This window comes from Arthrobacter sp. K4-10C (assembly GCF_059090085.1).
This window is the reverse complement of the sequence record NZ_JBNHFI010000003.1, coordinates 304,146-323,197: the sequence shown is the minus strand read 5'-3', so window position 1 is coordinate 323,197 and position 19,052 is coordinate 304,146. Positions and strand designations below refer to the sequence as shown.

Below are 19,052 nucleotides of genomic sequence, written 5' to 3'. Positions count from 1 at the left end.
GAGGCGCGCAAGGCGCCGATCAGGCCCGTTCCATGAACCATTCGGTGAAGGAGCTGGCACGGCCGGTGCCCTCGAAGCGCACCACCCAGAGGTTGTCATAGCTGGGACGGTCACCCGAATAGGTGGTGAGGCCCTGGATGAAGGCGGTGTCGCCGTCGGTCCCCAGCAATTGCCAGCTGAACGTCCAGTCCGCGGGCTCGTCCCGGGCAGCCAGCCAGCCGTCCACGATTCCGTCCTGGCCCACCCAGGGATCCGGGTCGCCGGGGCGGGTCTCATACCGGGCATCCGGCGTGAAGAGGGCGCGGATATCCTCGGGCTGGTTGCTTGTCCACGCCGCCTGGTACTTCTCCATCCAGGCCCCAACGTGCTCCCGGGCTGCAACAGGGTGGGTCATGCCCCTGTTCTACGCCGACGCCCTCCGGTCTGCAACCTGTTCAGCCGCTGACAGCGGCAACCCACACCCCGATGACCCAGGTGCTGGCAGCGAGGGACGCGAGCCCGAACTCGGCGAGCATTCCCAGTCCGGTGGCTTTGAGCGCCGCCCAGCTGGAGGTTGCCGCCCGGCCGATGTTGCGGGTGCGGAGGAATTCACTCAGCAGCAGGCCGGCCGCGAAACCGACGAACAGTCCCACCACGGGAATAATGAACATGCCCACCACCCCGGCCACAAGTGCGGCCACAATGCTGCGGCTGGGAATGGCGTGTTCCTTCAGCTTCCTGCCGGTCAGCACGGCGCTGGCGGCCATTCCGGCGGCCACGAACAGCATGCCTACCGCGAACACCACCCAGCCAGCCGGCCCTGCTCCGCCCCAGATGGCCCAGGCCAGGAGGCTGGCGCCTATCAGGATGCTGCCTGGAAGGACCGGGATGATGGTGCCGGCCACCCCCACCAGGATCGCCAGGCCGCACAGCACGGTCACCACGGTTTCGGAGTTCATGAAGCCCAGTTTATGGGCCGTGCCCTTAACGCCCGACGGCGGTGCCCCCCCTTTCAGGAAGGAGGCACCGCCGTCGGGCGTTCCCAGGGTGGGATGTATTACCCGGCTTCCACTGCGGCAGCAACAGCCGCGGTGACGGCTGGGGCAACCCGCGGGTCCAGCGGGCTGGGGACGATGTAGTCGGCGGCCAGGTCCTCGGCGGCGAGTTCGGCGATGGCCTGCGCTGCCGCCAGTTTCATGGCGGGGGTGATGCGGCGGGCGCCGGCGTCCAGGGCGCCCCGGAAAATGCCCGGAAAGGCCAGGACGTTGTTGATCTGGTTGGGGAAATCGCTGCGCCCGGTGGCCACCACAGCGGCGTACTTCACGGCCACCTCGGGCAGCACCTCGGGATCCGGGTTGGACAGGGCGAACACGATGGAGTCCTGGTTCATCAGGGCGAGGTGCTCCTCATCCAGCTTGGAGGAGGAGACGCCGATGAAGACGTCTGCGCCGGTGAGTGCCTCGGCCGGACCGCCTGCGACGCCGCGGGGGTTGCTGCGCCCGGCGATATCGGCCTTCTTGCTGGTGGCGTCTGCGGCCAGGTCGGTGCGCTGGCTGTTGATGACGCCGCGGGAGTCCAGCAGGACGACGTCGGTGACGCCGGCAGCCAGCAGGATCTCGGCGACAGCGATGCCAGCGGCGCCCGCACCGGAGACCACAACGCGCAGGCTTTCCAGGCCGCGGCCGGTCACCCTGGCGGCGTTGGTCAGAGCGGCCAGGGCAACAACGGCGGTGCCGTGCTGGTCATCGTGCATGACCGGGCAGTCCAGTGCCTCGATCAGCTTTTCCTCGAGCTCAAAGCAGCGCGGTGCCGAGATGTCCTCAAGGTTGACGGCGCCGAAGCTGGGGCGGAGGCGGACCAGGGTCTCCACGATTTCGTCGACGTCCGTGGTGTTCAGGACCAGGGGGATGGAGTCGAGGTCACCGAAGGTCTTGAACAGTGCCGACTTGCCCTCCATGACGGGAAGGGAGGCGCTGGGCCCGATATTGCCCAACCCGAGGACGGCCGTGCCGTCGCTGACCACCACCACCAGGCGCTCGGCCCACGTGAGGGTGCGGGCAAGTTCCGGCTGCTTGTGGATGGCACGGCTTACCTCAGCGACACCGGGCGTGTAGGCGATGGACAGGTCGCGTTTGTTGGCCAGCGGGGCGGTGGTGCCGATGGTCAGCTTGCCGCCCTGGTGGGCACCGAAGATCTCGTCTTCGGTGAGGGGCGTGGCTGCGGAATTGTCAGTGGCTGTGATTGCGTCAATGGACACGTCTTTGTCTCCTGGTGCTTGCCGTGCACGCACGGCACATGGGAGCCCCGGCCTGGGCGGGCTCAGGGCAGTGGGAATGGTGCGACAGGAAACCCAGGGGTGGCGGGTCCGCGGGAGCGTGGGGCTGTCTTGTTCCCCCCTGTTGCTCCGGTGGCTCCATGGTAGGCAGCCGTGGGCGGGCCTGAAGGACGATTTGACACGCCCAATCGGCGCCAAAACGCTTGATCACGATTACTTGTGATCCAGCTCACTCCATAAAGGCGTATTTATTTGCTAATTGGTCTAGGCCGGTTACGCGCTTTGGTGGAGTGTGAATCCGGCTTCGGCGCCCGGCGAGAGGCGTGCACAGGCCTTTTTGAGGTCTTCTTCGGCTTCGAAGAGCGACAGGCGCCGGTTCCGGACGGACTGGACCAGACCAGTGACGGTCAGCAGCAGGACCCGCGCGGCAACAGCATCGGAAGCTGCTGCGGCAACCACCTTTTCGCTCAACACGTCGATCTCGCGCAGCAACGCAGTGGTGTCCCGGTCCGGAAGATAGACGCTGCGGCTCAGGCACTGTTCCACGGCAGGCTGCATGACGCGCATGTGGAAGATCTCCATCACCAGCCCGGGGAGGGCGCGGCCCCGAAAACGGGCGGAGGCGCTTCGCGCACCGGCCTGCAGCTCATCCAGCTGGTGGCGGTACAGGGCTAGCATCAGGTGCGTGGGGGATGGGAAGTACCGGTACAGCGTCCCCAGCGGCACATCGGCTTTGGCGGCCACCTCGGAGAGCTCCACGGAGTCCAGGCCCTTGCGGGCAAAGGCGGCTGCGGCCTCCAGGATGCGGGTATAGCGAAGCCGCTGGCGAGGGGCGGAAGGCCTGGCGGCCATGGGCGGATGGTCTGAAATGGTCTCGGGCATCAGCATTCCGGGGTTGTGATCCTGTAGCGCAGCAGCCGGGAGCGTCCCCATCCCGAATCCGCCTGCAGTCCGGTTCAACTATACGGCACGCTGCTCTGGCCTAATTAGACAGCCGCCTTACTACCCGGCCTTCCGGCGCTCAGGCCACACTCCTGATTTTGACCACGAAGACGGCTCCCAGAAGGCCGATGATGGCGGCCGTGACGAACAGCGTCAGGTACCCGCCGAAGTAGGTCACTGCGAGGAATGCCAGGACCGGCGCGAACACCTGTGGAAGGGAGTTCGCGACGTTGATGATGCCCATGTCTTTGCCCCTGTCTGCGGCTACCGGAAGGACCTGCGTCAGCAGCGCGAAGTCGACGGCAAGGTAGGCGCCGAACCCCACGCCCAGGATGCCGGCGCCCACCAGCGCGCCGGTCCACACCGGGAAGAAGGCCATGGTCAGTCCTGCCGCGGCAATGATGGCGGAAGACCCGATCACGAACGGCTTCCGCCGGCCCAGCCGGTCGCTCCACGGCCCGGCAATGACTGCGGTGATCATCACCATTACGGCATAGATTCCAGTCAGGGTAAGCACCCCCACGGCGGGGTCCTCGTGCTTGAGGACATCCCGGAGGAAAAAGAGCAGGTACACGATGGTCATCTGGTTGCAGACGTTTACCAGGAAGCGGGTGAGCCAAGCCCACGCGAAGTCCGGATGGCGGGCCGGGCTGATCCAGAAGCCGCGCAGGAAACTGTCCCACGAGAACGGCGGCCGGAGCTCCCTGGGCAGTGGCGGGTCATTCCGGTGGAACAAGTACGGCAGCACCGAGAGCAGCAGGGCTGCAGCACACAGGGCGTACCCCACCCTGTAATCTCCCGAGACCACCGCCCCGAAGACCGCACCGAGCAGGATGCCCCCCGTCGAACCCAGCGCCGCCAGGCCGCCCACGCCCCCGCGCTGGAGCACGGGCACGCGGTCCGGGACGGCGGCGGTGATGGCAGCGTATGCAGCGTTGGCGCCGAGCTGGACCAGGCACCAGAACAGCACCAGCAGGGCAACGGCAGTAGCGCCGGACATCGCCAGCAAGGCAGCGGCGCCCAGGATGGCGCCCGCGAGGATCCACGGTGCACGCCGGCCGAAACCCGAGACTGTCCGGTCGGACAGGGCGCCGAACAACGGGTTGGCCACCAGCGAGACGGCAGCACCGCAGGTCGTCACCAGGGACAGGATGGCTTCCTTGCTGGCCTCGTCGATGCCGATGGCGTGCTGGCCGATGAAGACATTAAGGGGCCCGAAGAAGGCGGCGTTGATGCCGACGTTGACGAGCACCAACCCCGTAACCCACCGGGCAGTGACCCTGGTTGTGGGCTCGGCGAGCGCCGCCGTCGAACCGTTAGGCCCGGCTCCGCGTTCGAGGGGGGCGGGTGATTCGGACCTGTTCATGATTTGTTCCCCCGGGACGGCTGGCTGGCGACGGAATCAGACTATCGTGGCAGCATCACCGACGCTTGCCCTATCAAAGGCAGCCCGCAGGGGCCGCCACCAGACCAGGAGGACCCATGGCTCCAGCAGCAGGAAACCAGCCGGCTACCACCGTCAACACTGCCGACCTTTACGACGAGCGCGGGGACGACCTCGCCTCCGTATCGCTGCAGTTCCAGTCCCTGGGCGGGCGGTCGCACTTCAGCGGGCAGATCCGGACCATCCGCTGCTTCCAGGACAACGCCCTGGTTAAGTCCACGCTGGCCACCCCGGGCAACGGCAACGTGCTGGTGGTGGACGGCGGCGGGTCCCTGGGCACGGCCCTGATGGGGGACATGATCGCCGAAAGCGCCGTGGAGAACGGCTGGGCCGGCGTCGTGATTCACGGGGCAATCAGGGACCGCGAGGCGATCGCCCAACTGGAACTCGGCGTAAAGGCTCTCGGCAGCAACCCGAAGAAGAGCGCCAAGGCCGGCGCCGGCGAGGTGGACGTGGACCTGGTGATCGACGGCGTGACCTTCCGCCCCGGCGCCATGGTCTGGTGCGATCCCGACGGCATCCTGGTGGAGCGCTAGAAGGAAAGTCTCCGGCATCGGGAATGGAGGCAGGCGTAGGATAGTTACTGAAAGCAACTATCCTTGCTTAGCCGATTCTTACCCTGGAGTTTCCATGCCCAAAGCCCCCGCGGCACGCGCCGCCGGAGAAGCGCTGACGCAGCGCCAGATCGTCACCGTGATGGTGGGACTCATGCTGGGCATGTTCCTGGCCTCCCTGGACCAGACCATCGTGTCCACGTCCATCTACACCATCGCCAATGACCTTGACGGGCTCTCGCTCCAGGCCTGGGCCACCACCGCGTACCTCATCACGTCCACGGTCAGCACGCCGCTGTACGGGAAGCTCAGCGACATTTTCGGCCGCCGGCCGCTTTACCTCACCGCGATCGCCATTTTCCTGGTGGGCTCCCTGTATGCCGGCTCTGTAAATTCCATGACCGAGCTCGCCTTCGCCCGCGGCGTCCAGGGCCTGGGCGCCGGCGGCCTGCTGGCCCTGGCGCTGACAATCATCGGCGACATCGTCGCGCTCAAGGACCGCGCCAAGTACCAGGGCTACTTCATGAGCGTGTTCGGCATCTCGTCGGTGCTCGGCCCGGTGGTGGGCGGGGCGTTCGCAGGCTCCTCCAACATCCTGGGCTTCGACGGCTGGCGCTGGGTGTTCTTCATCAACCTGCCTATCGGCCTGGCGGCGCTGGCGGTGGTGTTCCTGTTCCTGCACCTGCCGGCAAAGCACGCGAAGCAGAGGATCGACTACTGGGGCGCCGCCGCCATCACCCTGGCGATCGTTCCGCTGCTGCTGGTGGCTGAACAGGGCCGCAGCTGGGGCTGGACGTCCCTGAACTCCTTCCTCTGCTACGGCCTCGGCGTTGCGGGCATCATCTGGTTCCTGCTGGCCGAAAAGCGGGCCGGCGACTCCGCCCTGATCCCGCTGCGGCTTTTCCGGAACCCCACTTTCGGACTGTCCTCGCTGCTGAACTTCATCATCGGCATTGGCATGTTCGGTGCCATCGCCATGCTGCCCCTGTACCTGCAGCTGGTGAAGGGGCTGACCCCAACCCAGGCCGGGCTCATGATGATCACCTTCACCGTCGGCATCCTCACCGGGTCCATCACGGCCGGGCGGACGATTTCGGCATCGGGCACGTATCGGATCTTCCCCATCATGGGGACCGGCATCCTCACCGCCGCGGCCCTGGTGATGGGCTTCTCCTTGGGCGTGGACACTGCCCTCTGGGTCCCGGGCGTCATCGCGGTCTTCTTCGGCGTGGGGCTCGGCTTTTGCATGCAGCCGCTGACACTGGCCATGCAGACCTCGGTCCCGCCGCGGGACATGGGCGTGGGAACGTCCTCAGCGGCCTTCTTCCGGTCCATGGGCGGCGCAGTGGGCACGGCCGTGTTCATTTCGCTCCTGTTCAGCCTGGCCGCCAGCAGGATCGCGGACAGCATGAAGTCCGCAATGACAGATGCCGCCTACCTGGCAGTCCTGCAGGACCCGGCCGTGGCCGCCGATCCGGCCAACGCCAAGCTGTATGAGTTCTTCCGCGACGGCGCCACCAACGAATCCCTCAACGACACCAGCTGGCTGCATACCGCCAACAGCGTCCTGACCCGGCCCATCACCGAGGGTTTTGCGTACTCCATTGACGTCGTGATGTTCACTGCGGCGGCACTCACGGGCATCGCATTCCTCATCAGCTTCGCGCTCCCCAACAAGAAGCTGACGGACCAGTTGCCGTCCCCGGAGGCGGCCGCCGCGGCAGCGCACTGACCCACCGGCACCAAGAGGACGACGACGACGACGCGCCCCGCCGTCGTCGTTCTCCGTTTTAAGGGGGCCGACGCCGCCAAGTGGAACCTCGGGCGGTGACATGCCACACTGTTTACCGCGTGTGCGCCGGCACCTTCCCGCCGGTACCGCAGCCGACGACGTCCGCACCGCATCCACCAAACCCCAAACCCAGGGAGAACCATGCCCACTGCCCAGGAGCAGACCACCGCCCGGATACCGCAGCGGGTGATCTGGCTGGCGCTTGCAGGGGCGGTGGGCGGATTCCTCTTCGGCTTCGACTCATCCGTGGTAAACGGCGCTGTGGACGCCATGAAAGACGAATTTGCGCTGTCCGAGGCGGTGACCGGGTTCGCCGTCGCCATCGCCCTGCTGGGCTGCGCCGCCGGCGCCTACCTCGCCGGCAAGGTGGCGGACCGGTACGGCCGGATCCCCGCCATGAAACTCGGCGCGCTGCTCTTCCTGGTCAGCGCCCTCGGCACCGGTTTCGCGTTCAGCGTGTGGGACCTGATCTTCTGGCGGCTGGTGGGCGGACTGGGCATTGGCCTGGCCTCCGTGATCGCCCCCGCGTACATCTCCGAAATCTCGCCGCGCAAGGTCCGCGGCCGGCTCGCGTCGCTGCAGCAGCTCGCCATCACCACCGGCATCTTCGCCGCGCTGCTGTCCGACGCCCTGTTCGCGACCAGCGCCGGCGGCGCGGACCAGGCGTTCTGGCTGGGCATCGAGGCCTGGCGCTGGATGTTCCTGGCCGCAGCCCTCCCGGCCGTGGTCTACGGCTGGGTAGCCTTTACCCTTCCGGAGTCCCCGCGCTTCCTGGTGTTCCTGGGCAAGGAGGATGAGGCGCGCAAGGTCTTTGACGCGATCGCCCCCGCGGAGGACACCGACCGGCACATCCGTGAGATCCGGGAGGCCATTGAGGAGGACAAGCTGGCGGGCCAGAAGGGCTCCCTCCGCGGCAGGACCTTCGGGCTGCAGGCAGTGGTTTGGGTGGGCATCATCCTTTCCGTCCTGCAGCAGTTCGTGGGCATCAACGTGATCTTCTACTACTCCACCACGTTGTGGAAGGCCGTGGGCTTCCAGGAGAAGGACTCCCTCACCATTTCCGTGGCAACGTCCGTCACCAACATCCTGGTGACCCTGGTGGCCATCGCGCTGGTGGACCGGATCGGGCGCCGGCCCATCCTGCTGGCCGGTTCCGTGGGCATGGCCGTGTCCCTGGCCGCCATGGCTGTCGCCTTCTCCTCCGCTGTTGGTTCCGGCGCGGAGATCTCCCTGCCGGGCTCCTGGGGACCAGTTGCCCTGGTGGCCGCGAACGTGTTCGTGGTGAGCTTCGGCGCTTCCTGGGGCCCGCTGGTATGGGTGCTCCTGGGTGAGATCTTCCCGTCCCGGATCCGCGCCCGGGCCCTGGGCCTGGCCGCGGCGGCCCAGTGGGTAGCCAACTTCGCGATCACCCTCAGCTTCCCGGTGATGGCCGCCGGCTCCCTGCCGCTGACCTACGCCATGTACGCGCTGTTCGCGGCGGCGTCGTTCTTCTTCGTGATGTTCAAGGTGCCCGAGACTAACGGGATGTCCCTGGAGCAGGCCGAGACGCTGTTCGTGGCGAAGGGCTCCGCCAAGGGCTAAAGGGTCAGCTTCATGCCCTCATGGCTGGCCTCGAAGCCGAGCCGCTCGTAGAACGTGTGCGCTGCAGCCCGGGACTTGTGCGTGGTCAGCTGGATCAGGGAGCAACCCCGCCGCCGGGACTCATCGACAGCCCACTGCACCATCAGGTTCCCAATGCCCTTGCCGCGTAGGCTGTCGTCCACCCGTACGCCTTCTATCTGCGAGCGCCAGGAGCCGCGGCGGGATATGCCGGGGAGGAAACTCAGCTGGAACGTGGCGATGACCGGACCGGACGCTTCGCCCTGCCGCACCAGCTCACCCACCACCAGCAAGTGCGACGGGTCGCCGTCGATTGCTGCGAAGGCCTGCTCGTAAGGCGCCATGTCCTTAGCGGTCTCACGGGCGGCACCCAACGCGTCGTCGGCGAGGAGCCGCACGACGTCGGGAAGGTCGCCCAGGGTTGCGGGACGGAGGCGGAAAGTCCCGCCGTCGACGTCGGCGGTCAGCAAAGGGGGCACGGCACCACGGCTGTCAGTCACCCGCCCAGCCTTGCACACCTGCGCGGGAGGGCCGGCTCTTACCCGCCGGACCTTCCGGGAGAACGCAGAACGACGCCGGCACTCAGGTGAATGCCGGCGTCGTGTTCCCAGGAGGGTTGCGGAAAAAGCGGCAGGACCTGATAGGGCGTGGGGTCTGAAGCCGCGGGAAGCGATAGAGCGTCTAGGCGGGGGTTTGGGCGAGCTCTGCCTGGCGCTCCTCCACCAGGGTGGCGACGGCGCTGAACAGGGGGTGCCCGGGTTCCAGCCCCGTGATCTTCGCCGTGGCGTCCGCCGGGCTGCTGGACGCAAGGATGTCCGCCAGTTCCGTTGCTTCGGTGTCGGCAGGATCGGCGAACCGCAGCGCAGCGGCGATGGCACCCAGCAGGGCCTCCGGCACAACACCGCGTTCGGCCAGTTCCGCGGCCGGCCCGATAAACCGTTCATGCCGGCCGAGCTTCCGCAGCGGCGCGCGCCCCACCCGGTTGACAGTGTCCGGCAGGTGGGGGTTGGAGAACCGGACCAGGATTTTCTGGACGTAGGCCTCCTGCTCGTCGTTGCTGAAGCCGTGTTTGACCACCAGCAGCTGCTTGGTTTCCTCCAGCACGGCGCGCACGTCCTCGGCCACGTCCTGGTCGGCCATCGCGTCGGAGATCTTTTCCAGGCCCGCCTCAAACCCGAAGTAGGCTGCGGAGGCGTGGCCGGTGTTCACCGTGAACAGTTTCCGCTCGATGTACGGCGAGAGCTCGTCCACGAACGTCGCGCCCGGGATGGACGGGGCGGCACCGGCAAAGGCGGTCCGGTCGATAACCCATTCGTAGAAGGTCTCCACCGTGACATCCAGGCCCTTGCCGGCTTCCTGGTTGGGAACGATTCGGTCCACCGCGGTGTTCGCGAACACGGCCCGCCCGTCCAGCGCCCCGTTGCCGGCCTCCGGACGGGAGGCCACCTCACGGGCCAGGATGTCCGTCGCGTTGATGGCGTTCTCGCAGGCCATCACCTGCAGCGGTGCCATCCCGTCCTCGCGTGCGGCGATGCCCCTGGCGATGGCCGGCGCCACGAATTTCAGGATATGCGGGCCCACTGCAGTGGTGACGATATCCGCCGTCGAGATCTCCGCGATGAGCTCCGCTTCCTGCGTATTCGAGTTCAGCGCGCGGAAGTTGTCCACGGTCCGCACGGCAGGGTCCTCCCCCACCTCGTGGACCCGGTAGCTCTCCGCTTCCGCGAGCTGTGCAATGAGTGCATCCGCGACGTCCGCAAAGACCACCTCGTAGCCTGCGTCATGCAGGAGCAGGCCTACGAAGCCGCGGCCGATGTTCCCGGCACCGAAATGAACAGCCTTCACTATGCGTTGACCTTTCCGAAGAGCTCCAGGACTTCGTCCACCGAGCCGGCGGCCTCAAGGCGGGCAACCTGCTCCTTGTTCGTAAAGACCTTCGCGATGGAGGACAGGATGTGCAGGTGTTCGTTGTTGACGCCTGCGACGCCCACCACGAACTTCACCTGCTTGCCGTTCCAATCAATGCCCTCCGGGTAGCGGATCACTGATACCGCGGATTTCCGGATGTGGTCCTTCGCGGCGTTGGTGCCGTGCGGGATGGCCAGGAAGCTGCCCATGTAGGTGGAGACGGACGCCTCGCGCTCGTGCATGGCCGCGATGTAGCCCTCATCCACGGCGCCGCGGGCCAGCAGCAGCCGGCCGGCTTCGTCAATGGCGGCGTCACGGGTGGTGGCGGAGCCCTCCAGCACCACGCTTTCGCGCGCCAGGATCTCGCCGCTCGCAGCACCTGCAGCCGTTGCTGTGCCTGCGCCTGATGCCCCTCCCGGGGTACCCTCAGCAGGCTCGGTGCCCGGCACCGTGCCGCCTTCTGCATTGCTCTCCCGAACCAGCTCAACAATTTCGTCGTAGCGCGGGCTGCTCATGAAGTTGTCCACGGAGTAGTGGACGGCGCTGGACGTGGCAGGCTTGGCGCGCTCCGTCAGGTCCTGATGGGTGACCACAACGTCATAGGTGTCGCTGAGGTTGGCGATAGAGGCGTTGGTGACCTTGACGTCCGGGAAGCCGGCCGCCTTGATCTTGTTCCGGAGCACGGAGGCGCCCATGGCGCTCGAGCCCATGCCGGCGTCGCAGGCGAACACGATGTTCCGCACCGGACCGGCCAGGACACCCACGCCGCCGGCTGCGGCGGCACCCGCTCCCGCGCCCGTAAGGGTGGAGGCAACCGAGCTCTTCTTGCCCTTCATCTGCTCCATCCGCGAGGTGGCGTCATTAAGGTCAACTTCATCGCTGTGTTTGGTGGTCTTCATGATGACCGATGCCACCAGGAAGGACACGGTGGCTGCGAGCAGGACCGCGAGGATCACACCGACGTAGCTGTCACGGGAGGTCTGGGCCAGCACCGCGATGATGGAGCCCGGTGCCGCGGGGGCAACCAAACCGGAGTTGGTGATGGCAAGGGTGGCGATGCCCGTCATGCCGCCGGCGATGGCGGCCAGGATGAGCAGCGGGCGCATCAGCACGTAAGGGAAGTAGATTTCATGGATGCCGCCCAGGAAATGGATGATGGCGGCACCGGGAGCGGAGGCCTTGGCGACACCGCGGCCGAAGAACATGTAGGCGAGCAGGATGCCCAGGCCCGGGCCGGGGTTGGCCTCGAGCAGGAACAGGATGGACTTGCCCTGCTCCAGGGACTGCTGGACACCCAGCGGGGTCAGCACGCCATGGTTGATGGCGTTGTTGAGGAAGAGCACTTTGGCGGGCTCGATGAAAATGCTGGTAAGCGGCAGCAGGCCGTTGTTGACCAGGAACTGCACCACGTTGCCGGCGCCCGTACTGAAGGCGGACACCAGTGGTGAGATGCCGTAGAAGCCCAGCATGGCCAGCAGTGCGCCCCAGATACCGGCGGAGAAGTTATTGACCAGCATCTCGAAGCCGGGGCGGATCTTGCCGTCCCAGATGGAGTCGATCTTCTTCATGGTCCAGCCGCCCAACGGACCCATGATCATGGCGCCGATGAACATCGGGATGCCGGCACCCACGATCACGCCCATGGTGCCGATGGCGCCCACCACACCGCCGCGGACGTCATAGACCATCTTGCCGCCGGTGTAGCCGATCAGCAGTGGCAGCAGGTAGGTGATCATTGGTCCCACGAGCCCGGTGTTGGGCTCGCCGGCGGCGTTGGTGCCGAACCCGCCCAGCTCCGGAACCGGCAGCCAGCCCTTTTCAATGAAGAGGGCTGTGATGATGCCCCAGGCGATGAACGCGCCGATGTTGGGCATGATCATTCCGGACAGGAACGTCCCGAACTTCTGGACGCCAACCCGCATGCTGGTGCGGGGTTTCGCAACTGTTTCTGTTGCCATGTGATTTCCTAACCGTCTGTCCTGCTGCTCCGCAGGATGGTCCGATGATGACGAGCGACGTACTGCTGTGTAACGGGGTGACGCGACGTTGCCAGGGCTAGCCCGCCGGGCTGGCGGAGATCCGGTGCAGCCATTCGAGGAAGAGTTTGAGTTCCGAGCTGGACAGCTGGTCAGAGTGCGAGGCCTGAAGTGCGGCGTTCAGGGCGATCGCTGCCACCACTACCGAGGACTTCCCGGTATCGCCCGGTGCCGCGCCGCCGGAGGGCTCGGCAGACACCGCAAAGATCATGGCGTCCCGGGTCATGGTGGACAGTTCGAGGTTCCGTTCGGAGGCGGGCTCCGCAATCAGCATCAGCGTCACCCCCACGTTGGCCGCCAGGATGGACCTGGCCGCTTCCCGGGGCTGGACGTTCAGCTGGCCCGCCGCCGCTGCCTTGTTCAGCATCTCCTCCATCAGGGCCTCCGCATCGGCAACGATGGCGGGGCGGCTCTCAGGTCGGATATTGCCGAACATCACCAGGTACAGCTCCGGCTGGTTAAGCCCGAACTGCACGTGGTTGTCCCACATTCTCCGGATGTCCTCGAGCGGATGTCCGGAAGGGGCGAAATCCCTTTCACCCGCGACATATTCCTCAAATCCCGCGGTGACGACGGCGTCAAACAAGCCTTCCTTGTCACCGAAGTGGTGGTACAGGGTGGGAGCCGAAACCCCTGCCAGCTGGGTGATCTGGCGGGTGGAAACAGGGGCTCCCGCGGAGTTTGCCAGCAATTCGGCCGCCGCACGCAGCAGTCGCATTTTGGGGGGAAGCTGGCCATCCAAACTCATAACCGCTACCCTAGCACCTATAGCATTGCTATATGAACTGAATCACATACAATTTTTTTCAGGCACGTTTCCGCCCTGGACGTAGCAGTCCTCCGGCGGTCCCCGGCACGGCGCCGGACATCCTGACGCGCCTGGCAACCGGAAGAGAATGAGGACCTTCAGTGCAGAACTTCCCAGGAGTAGGCGTCAGCCCAGGCCGCGTTATTGGCGTCGTCCGCAAGATGCCCAAGCCGATCAGCGAGCCTCCTGCCGGCGAACAGCTCGCGGCAGGCATTTCCGCCGAGGAAGCCACAGCGGCACTGAAGGCAGCCGCCCAGGCCGTGCACGACGAACTGAAGGCCCGCGCCGCCCACGCCTCCGGTGACGGCAAGGCTGTCCTGGAAGCCACTGCACTGATGGCCAAGGACACCATGCTGATCAAGGGTGCGGCCAAGCTTGTGGCCCGCGGAACGTCAGCCGAGCGTGCCATCTGGGAGTCCGGGTCCTCAGTCTCCGAAATGCTCCATAATCTCGGCGGTTACATGGCCGAGCGTGCTACCGACGTCCTTGATGTGCGCGCCCGGATCGTCGCCGAACTCCGCGGGGTGCCGGCGCCGGGCATCCCCGCGTCCAGCACACCGTTCGTCCTGGTGGCCGAGGACCTCGCGCCGGCCGACACCGCCACCTTGGACCCGAACAAAGTCGTGGCTCTTGTCACCGCAGGTGGCGGCCCACAGTCCCACACCGCCATCATCGCCCGGTCCCTCGGCCTTCCCGCCGTTGTTGCCGCGGTGGGCGTGGACGAACTCCCGGACGGCACGGAAGTGTATTTGGACGGCGCCGCCGGTGCTGTCACATCCGAGCCTGACGAAGCCCTGCGCGCAGCAGCAGAGGCTTGGGCGGCAACCGCTTCCCTCCTGGCTGAGTTCAGCGGCACCGGCTCGACGGCGGACGGCCACCTGGTCCCGCTGCTCGCCAACGTGGGCGGCGGCAAGGACGCGGAGGCGGCTGCCAAGCTCGGTGCCCAGGGCGTGGGGCTGTTCCGCACCGAATTCTGCTTCCTCGAACGGGACACCGAACCCAGCGTTGAAGAGCAGGCCGTTGCCTACAAGAAGGTCTTCGACGCATTCCCCGGCAAGAAAGTGGTCCTGCGCACGCTCGATGCCGGTGCGGACAAGCCGCTGCCGTTCCTGACCGACTCAACGGAACCCAATCCCGCCCTCGGCGTCCGCGGCTACCGCACGGACTTCACCACCCCCGGCGTCCTGGACCGCCAGCTGGAAGCGATCGCGCTGGCAGAGAAGCAGTCCGAGGCGGACGTGTGGGTTATGGCCCCCATGATCTCCACGGCTGAGGAAGCCGCCCGCTTTGCCTCAATGTGCGCAGACGCCGGTATCAAGACTCCCGGGGTCATGGTTGAAGTTCCCTCCGCAGCCCTTACCGCCGAAGCCATCCTACGCGAGGTGGCCTTCGCCAGCCTGGGTACCAACGACCTCACCCAGTACGCCATGGCAGCCGACCGCCAGCTCGGCCCGCTCGCCAACCTGAACACCCCTTGGCAGCCGGCTGTCCTGCGGCTGGTCGGGCTGACCGTTGAGGGATCCAGGGCAGAAGGGAACAACAAGCCCGTGGGCGTCTGCGGCGAGGCAGCCGCGGACCCTGCGCTCGCCGTCGTACTCACCGGGCTGGGCGTGAGCACGCTATCCATGACGGCCCGCTCCCTCGCGGCCGTGGCCGCGGTCCTGAAGACCGTCACCCTCTCCGAAGCCCAGGAACTCGCCAAGCTGGCGCTGTCGGCCCCAAGCGCAACCGAGGCCCGGGCATGGGTCCGGGAGAAACTGCCGGTCCTGGAGGAGCTGGGACTCTGATCAGGCGCTGACGCCCCTGGCCCCCGCCGCTAACCGCGGGGGCCTCCGTCAGGCCGTGACGCCGAAGCCGTAGACGGCCCTGACCCAGCCGCTGATGGCCTGGGCCGCGATTACCGGGGCAGTGTGCTGGAAGACGTGGCCCTGGCCCAGAATCTCGGCCATGGTTCCCTGCTGGGCAATCTCGGCGAGGTTCACGCACCATGCGCGGCGGGCAATGGGGTCTTTGGTGCCGCGAAGCACCAGCACCGGCTGAGTGACCCCCGCGAGCCGTTCCTCCAGCGGGTATTCCATCATGACGGGCAATTCGGTCAGGTACCAGCGCGGGCCGGCCCGGAGGTAGTCGCTGAACACGATGGCGTTCGAGGTCAGCGACTCGCTGAACAACGAGTCCTGCGTCAGCGCCATCGCCTGCCTGGCCACCGACTTCCTGCTGGTCTCCACCACCGGCCCCATCAGAACGATGCCGTCCACCCGCTCAGGTTCCTGCAGCGCCAGCTGGACTGCGAACTGCGTGCCCATGGAATGGCCCACCGGCACATAATTTTGGACTCCGGCTTCCGCCAGGACAGCGCTCACGAATGCCGCAAACTCTTCAACCTGCAGCTGGCGCCCGGGGTTTGACGACTTGCCGAAGCCGGGCAGGTCGAAGGAGTAAACGTCCGCTTCTTTTGCCAATTCCTGATGCAGCAGGGCGAGGTAGCGGTGGGAGACACCGATGCCGTGCAGCAGCACATACGTTGGCCTGGCCCCCAACGCCGCCGGCAGGGCGGAGGCATACAGCTTCCCCTGCAGCCCGCCGTGTTCCACGTCCTGTCCGCCACTCAATGCCATCAGCCGAGCATACCGCCCGCCGCGGCAGGGCACCGGTAGGCTGAAAACATGGCACTGATAGCTCCCCGGATGACCGGCGCGCTTCCCCGGGAAGATGCCGACAAGCTTCAGCGGGCACTGGCGGGCAGCGATGACATCACCGTTTTCGTGGACGGCACCGTCCACCGCCTGCCGCCCATGGCGAGGGACGCCGTCGTCGATCTCCTCCACCGGTTCAGCCGCGGCGAAGCGGTGACCGTCAGCAGCGTGGAGGAAATGCTCACCACTTCCAAGGCGGCGGAACTGGCCGGCATCTCGCACACCTACCTCCGCAACATGACGGACCGCGGCGAGATCCCGGTGGAGTACCGCGGCACGCACCGGCGCATCCCTCTGGCGGCCATCATGGCCTGGCTGGACAGGCAAAAGCTCGAGCAACAGAAACTGGAGCAGCAGAAAAAGGACGCCAGGAAGAAGGCCGGCCCGCAGGACGGGCCGGACGGTTCAGGCCGGTCGGACGGTTCAGGCCGGGACGCCTAGATCCGGGGCCTTGCTGCCCAGCGCCGCATCTTCAGGGCGGCATGTAGTTCCAGCCGGGGCAGGCCCTTGAGCGGATCCACGCCCAGGAGCTGCCGGATGCGGCCCAGCCGGTTATAGATGCTGCTGCGGTGCAGGTGCAGCCTCGCGGCGACGTCCTGGACCGAGCCGTCGTTGTCGTAGAGGAGTTCGAGGACGGGGATGAGTTCGCCGTTGCGGTCGTGGTCCTCCAGCATCCGGAAGTAGACGGAGCCGGAGTCCGCCCACGCACCAACCCCTCCACCGGCCGTAGCAAGCAGCTGGTAGACGCCTGCGGCGCGGCAGTCCACCAGCTCGCCCAGCTGCGGGTCCACCGCCGCGGCCTGGGCCGCCACCCGGGACTGGCGGTACGCCTCCGGCAACTGCCGTGTCCGGCTGAAGCCTTCACTGATGCCGAGGATGATGCGGTGGACCGGCCGGCCCGAGCGTTTGGCCAGTTCCAGCTGGTAGTGCACCAGCACCTGGGCGTGGTTGGCCCGGCCCGTCGAATCGCGGAACAGCACCACGGAGTGCGTCTCCGTTCCGGCGCTGAACAGGGCCGCATCCACGCCCACCGTGGCTTGGAGCGCCGTGGAACGGTGGGCAAGGGTGGCGGCGATGGGATCGGGGCCGCTGGCCCAGCCGTCCGCGTCGAGCACCGTGACCATCTGCCAGGGACCCTTCCCCTGGACCTCCTTCCAGCCGGCCACGGCGGCCACCGCATTTGGTTCACCGGCGCAGGCGGCCAGGAACTCCCGCTCGCGGCCCCGCCGGTACTCCGATTCGGCGGTGTTCGAATCCAGCAGCAGCCCGGACAGCAGCTCCAGCTCATGATTCACTGCGGGCAGCTGGGTGAGGATCGCCGCCGGATTTTCCTCCGCGGAGTCCTGCTGCACCCACAGGTAGCCCACGCGGAAGCCGCGCACCATCAACGGCACGCACACGCGGCCGAGCATGCCCAGGTCCGGGTTGGCCGGAACCACCACGGGTCGCACCGCGGTGGCGATGCCGTGTGAGAGCTGCCAGGCACTGACGTCCGCCGGCACTTTCTTGCTGAGCAGGAAATTCACCCGCACCCGGTCCGCGTGGGACTGGTTGGAGCTGTACGCGAGGAGCACGCCGTCCAGGTCCTCCAGTGACAGCCCGCGGCCAAGCTTCTGTGCCACCTGCTCCACGAGCTGCTCCACACCCTGCTGCTGCATGGGGCAACATTACTGCTTTCGGGCCGGGGCGGACGAACGGACAGGAGGCGACACCTGACGCCCTCATGCTCGACATCTGTCGATCATGGTGCGCGGAATACCGCGGAATTGCGCGGGTCTGCGGGCAGGGCAGCTCCTGCTCCATGTCAGCTGGCTCACAACCGGATTTATCGTGGAAACACGAAATCCTTCCTCACTTTCCGGCCCACACGGCCGAGAACCTGGAGCCCACGATGATCATCGGTGTCCCCAAAGAAATCAAGAACAACGAATTCCGGGTAGCCATCACTGCCGCCGGTGTCCACGAGTTCCGCACCCACGGCCATACGGTCCTGGTGGAGCGCGGCGCGGGCCTCGGCTCAGGCATCACCGATGAGGAATACTCCATCGCCGGCGCCGAGATCGTCAACGAGGCGGATGACGTCTGGGCCCGCGCGGACATGGTCATGAAGGTCAAGGAGCCCATCAAGGCCGAATACCACCGCTTCCGCAAGGGCCTCATCCTCTTCACCTACCTCCACCTCGCGGCCGAGCCAGAACTGACCCGGGAGCTCATCAACTCCGGCGTCACAGCCATTGCCTACGAAACGGTGCAGGAAGGCCGCACCCTGCCGCTCCTCGCCCCCATGTCCGAGGTGGCCGGCCGGCTTTCCGTGCAGGTGGGAGCTTCCTCCTTGATGGCCCCCGCCGGGGGCAAGGGCATCCTGCTGGGCGGCGTGCCCGGAGTCCGCCCCGCCAAGGTTGTTGTGCTGGGCGCCGGCGTAGCGGGAACCAACGCTGCCGCGATGGCGTTGGGCCTTGGCGCCGACGTCACCATCCTGGACATCAACATCCACCGGCTGCGCGAACTGGACGCCCAGTACCAGGGCCGGCTCAAGACCGTGGCCTCGAACAAGTACGAGATCGAGAAGTCCGTGGTGGACGCCGACCTGGTGATCGGCTCGGTCCTGATCCCCGGCGCCAAGGCCCCCAAGCTGGTCACCAACGACCTCGTGGCCCGGATGAAGCCCGGCTCGGTCCTGGTGGACATCGCCGTGGACCAGGGCGGCTGCTTCGAGGACACCCGTCCCACCACGCACCAGGAACCCACCTACCGGGTCCACAACACCATCTTTTACTGCGTCGCCAACATGCCCGGCGCCGTACCCAACACCTCCACGTACGCCCTGACCAACGTCACCCTGCGCTACGCCGTGGCGCTGGCCAACCTGGGCGTCAAGGCCGCTTTCGACCGCGATCCCGCACTCGCCGCAGGACTCAACATCGCCGCCGGCCACGTGGCACACCACTCCGTGTCCGAGGCGCACAACCTGCCGCTCGTCGCGGACTGGCACGAGCTGGTCTCGGCATAGTCGACGGCG

17 protein-coding genes are annotated in these 19,052 nt (G+C 66.6%); 6 read left to right on the top strand and 11 right to left on the bottom strand.

The features are described from left to right. Nucleotides 1-19 precede the first annotated feature (19 nt). The 5 genes from AC5RUU_RS06025 to AC5RUU_RS06005 form a co-directional block, all read right to left on the bottom strand. Nucleotides 20-394: a nuclear transport factor 2 family protein gene (locus AC5RUU_RS06025; RefSeq protein ID WP_493974301.1), complete on the bottom strand. Its 375-nt coding sequence runs from the start codon at nucleotides 392-394 to the stop codon at nucleotides 20-22. Nucleotides 395-434: 40 nt separating this feature from the next. Continuing rightward, nucleotides 435-938, bottom strand: a complete 504-nt coding sequence (locus AC5RUU_RS06020; RefSeq protein ID WP_493974300.1) for a DUF456 domain-containing protein — start codon at nucleotides 936-938, stop codon at nucleotides 435-437. Nucleotides 939-1,036: 98 nt separating this feature from the next. Then, a complete protein-coding gene (locus AC5RUU_RS06015) occupies nucleotides 1,037-2,236 on the bottom strand; it encodes an NAD(P)-dependent malic enzyme (RefSeq protein WP_493974299.1) in 1,200 nt (399 codons plus the stop codon). A 291-nt stretch (nucleotides 2,237-2,527) separates the two neighbouring features. Next, nucleotides 2,528-3,136, bottom strand: coding sequence for a TetR/AcrR family transcriptional regulator (locus AC5RUU_RS06010; protein WP_493974298.1), 609 nt, complete (start codon nucleotides 3,134-3,136; stop codon nucleotides 2,528-2,530). Nucleotides 3,137-3,275: 139 nt separating this feature from the next. Continuing rightward, on the bottom strand, nucleotides 3,276-4,562 hold the full coding sequence (locus AC5RUU_RS06005; RefSeq protein WP_493974297.1) for an MFS transporter: 1,287 nt from the start codon (nucleotides 4,560-4,562) through the stop codon (nucleotides 3,276-3,278). A 116-nt stretch (nucleotides 4,563-4,678) separates the two neighbouring features. On the opposite strand from AC5RUU_RS06005, the gene rraA reads away from it, so the two are divergent. The 3 genes from rraA to AC5RUU_RS05990 all read left to right on the top strand — a co-directional run bounded on the left by rraA (nucleotide 4,679) and on the right by AC5RUU_RS05990 (nucleotide 8,567). After that, a complete protein-coding gene (gene rraA, locus AC5RUU_RS06000; protein ID WP_493974296.1) occupies nucleotides 4,679-5,176 on the top strand; it encodes a ribonuclease E activity regulator RraA in 498 nt (165 codons plus the stop codon). 94 nt (nucleotides 5,177-5,270) lie between these two features. Beyond that, on the top strand, nucleotides 5,271-6,926 hold the full coding sequence (locus tag AC5RUU_RS05995) for an MDR family MFS transporter (RefSeq protein WP_493974295.1): 1,656 nt from the start codon (nucleotides 5,271-5,273) through the stop codon (nucleotides 6,924-6,926). Nucleotides 6,927-7,127: 201 nt separating this feature from the next. Beyond that, nucleotides 7,128-8,567: a sugar porter family MFS transporter gene (locus AC5RUU_RS05990; RefSeq protein WP_493974294.1), complete on the top strand. Its 1,440-nt coding sequence runs from the start codon at nucleotides 7,128-7,130 to the stop codon at nucleotides 8,565-8,567. On the opposite strand, the gene AC5RUU_RS05985 is transcribed toward AC5RUU_RS05990, so the two are convergent. The 4 genes from AC5RUU_RS05985 to AC5RUU_RS05970 form a co-directional block, all read right to left on the bottom strand. Next, a complete protein-coding gene (locus AC5RUU_RS05985) occupies nucleotides 8,564-9,055 on the bottom strand; it encodes a GNAT family N-acetyltransferase (protein ID WP_493974331.1) in 492 nt (163 codons plus the stop codon). The genes AC5RUU_RS05990 and AC5RUU_RS05985 overlap by 4 nt on opposite strands. 211 nt (nucleotides 9,056-9,266) lie before the next feature. Then, nucleotides 9,267-10,430, bottom strand: coding sequence for a mannitol-1-phosphate 5-dehydrogenase (locus AC5RUU_RS05980; RefSeq protein ID WP_493974293.1), 1,164 nt, complete (start codon nucleotides 10,428-10,430; stop codon nucleotides 9,267-9,269). Beyond that, the gene (locus tag AC5RUU_RS05975) at nucleotides 10,430-12,451 is read right to left on the bottom strand and encodes a PTS mannitol transporter subunit IICBA (RefSeq protein ID WP_493974292.1); all 2,022 of its coding nucleotides are present in this window, start codon (nucleotides 12,449-12,451) and stop codon (nucleotides 10,430-10,432) included. Before AC5RUU_RS05975 ends, AC5RUU_RS05980 begins: the two co-directional genes overlap by 1 nt. Before the next feature lie 97 nt (nucleotides 12,452-12,548). Continuing rightward, nucleotides 12,549-13,277 carry a TetR/AcrR family transcriptional regulator gene (locus AC5RUU_RS05970; protein ID WP_493974291.1) on the bottom strand — a complete coding sequence of 243 codons (729 nt, stop codon included), beginning with the start codon at nucleotides 13,275-13,277 and terminating at the stop codon, nucleotides 12,549-12,551. A 161-nt stretch (nucleotides 13,278-13,438) separates the two neighbouring features. On the opposite strand from AC5RUU_RS05970, the gene ptsP reads away from it, so the two are divergent. Continuing rightward, nucleotides 13,439-15,124 carry a phosphoenolpyruvate--protein phosphotransferase gene (gene ptsP, locus AC5RUU_RS05965; protein ID WP_493974290.1) on the top strand — a complete coding sequence of 562 codons (1,686 nt, stop codon included), beginning with the start codon at nucleotides 13,439-13,441 and terminating at the stop codon, nucleotides 15,122-15,124. 48 nt (nucleotides 15,125-15,172) lie between these two features. On the opposite strand, the gene AC5RUU_RS05960 is transcribed toward ptsP, so the two are convergent. Next, nucleotides 15,173-15,955: an alpha/beta fold hydrolase gene (locus AC5RUU_RS05960; protein WP_493974289.1), complete on the bottom strand. Its 783-nt coding sequence runs from the start codon at nucleotides 15,953-15,955 to the stop codon at nucleotides 15,173-15,175. 48 nt (nucleotides 15,956-16,003) lie between these two features. Between AC5RUU_RS05960 and AC5RUU_RS05955 the strand changes: the two genes are divergently transcribed. Continuing rightward, nucleotides 16,004-16,474 (top strand): helix-turn-helix domain-containing protein, encoded by a 471-nt coding sequence (locus AC5RUU_RS05955; RefSeq protein ID WP_493974288.1) that lies wholly within the window; start codon nucleotides 16,004-16,006, stop codon nucleotides 16,472-16,474. On the opposite strand, the gene AC5RUU_RS05950 is transcribed toward AC5RUU_RS05955, so the two are convergent. Continuing rightward, the gene (locus tag AC5RUU_RS05950) at nucleotides 16,471-17,691 is read right to left on the bottom strand and encodes a PucR family transcriptional regulator (RefSeq protein ID WP_493974287.1); all 1,221 of its coding nucleotides are present in this window, start codon (nucleotides 17,689-17,691) and stop codon (nucleotides 16,471-16,473) included. The two genes, AC5RUU_RS05955 and AC5RUU_RS05950, sit on opposite strands and share 4 nt — an antisense overlap. Before the next feature lie 233 nt (nucleotides 17,692-17,924). On the opposite strand from AC5RUU_RS05950, the gene ald reads away from it, so the two are divergent. Then, nucleotides 17,925-19,043 (top strand): alanine dehydrogenase, encoded by a 1,119-nt coding sequence (gene ald / locus AC5RUU_RS05945; protein WP_493974286.1) that lies wholly within the window; start codon nucleotides 17,925-17,927, stop codon nucleotides 19,041-19,043. Nucleotides 19,044-19,052: the final 9 nt, after the last annotated feature.

Coding starts and splice junctions, on each gene's coding strand:
- AC5RUU_RS06025 (WP_493974301.1), bottom strand. CDS start 394: ATGACCCACCCTGTTGCAGCCCGGGAGCACGTTGGGGCCTGGATGGAG.
- AC5RUU_RS05990 (WP_493974294.1), top strand. CDS start 7,128: ATGCCCACTGCCCAGGAGCAGACCACCGCCCGGATACCGCAGCGGGTG.
- AC5RUU_RS05970 (WP_493974291.1), bottom strand. CDS start 13,277: ATGAGTTTGGATGGCCAGCTTCCCCCCAAAATGCGACTGCTGCGTGCG.
- AC5RUU_RS06010 (WP_493974298.1), bottom strand. CDS start 3,136: ATGCCCGAGACCATTTCAGACCATCCGCCCATGGCCGCCAGGCCTTCC.
- AC5RUU_RS05960 (WP_493974289.1), bottom strand. CDS start 15,955: ATGGCATTGAGTGGCGGACAGGACGTGGAACACGGCGGGCTGCAGGGG.
- AC5RUU_RS05950 (WP_493974287.1), bottom strand. CDS start 17,691: ATGCAGCAGCAGGGTGTGGAGCAGCTCGTGGAGCAGGTGGCACAGAAG.
- rraA (WP_493974296.1), top strand. CDS start 4,679: ATGGCTCCAGCAGCAGGAAACCAGCCGGCTACCACCGTCAACACTGCC.
- AC5RUU_RS06005 (WP_493974297.1), bottom strand. CDS start 4,562: ATGAACAGGTCCGAATCACCCGCCCCCCTCGAACGCGGAGCCGGGCCT.
- AC5RUU_RS05975 (WP_493974292.1), bottom strand. CDS start 12,451: ATGGCAACAGAAACAGTTGCGAAACCCCGCACCAGCATGCGGGTTGGC.
- AC5RUU_RS06020 (WP_493974300.1), bottom strand. CDS start 938: ATGAACTCCGAAACCGTGGTGACCGTGCTGTGCGGCCTGGCGATCCTG.
- AC5RUU_RS05955 (WP_493974288.1), top strand. CDS start 16,004: ATGGCACTGATAGCTCCCCGGATGACCGGCGCGCTTCCCCGGGAAGAT.
- AC5RUU_RS05995 (WP_493974295.1), top strand. CDS start 5,271: ATGCCCAAAGCCCCCGCGGCACGCGCCGCCGGAGAAGCGCTGACGCAG.
- ald (WP_493974286.1), top strand. CDS start 17,925: ATGATCATCGGTGTCCCCAAAGAAATCAAGAACAACGAATTCCGGGTA.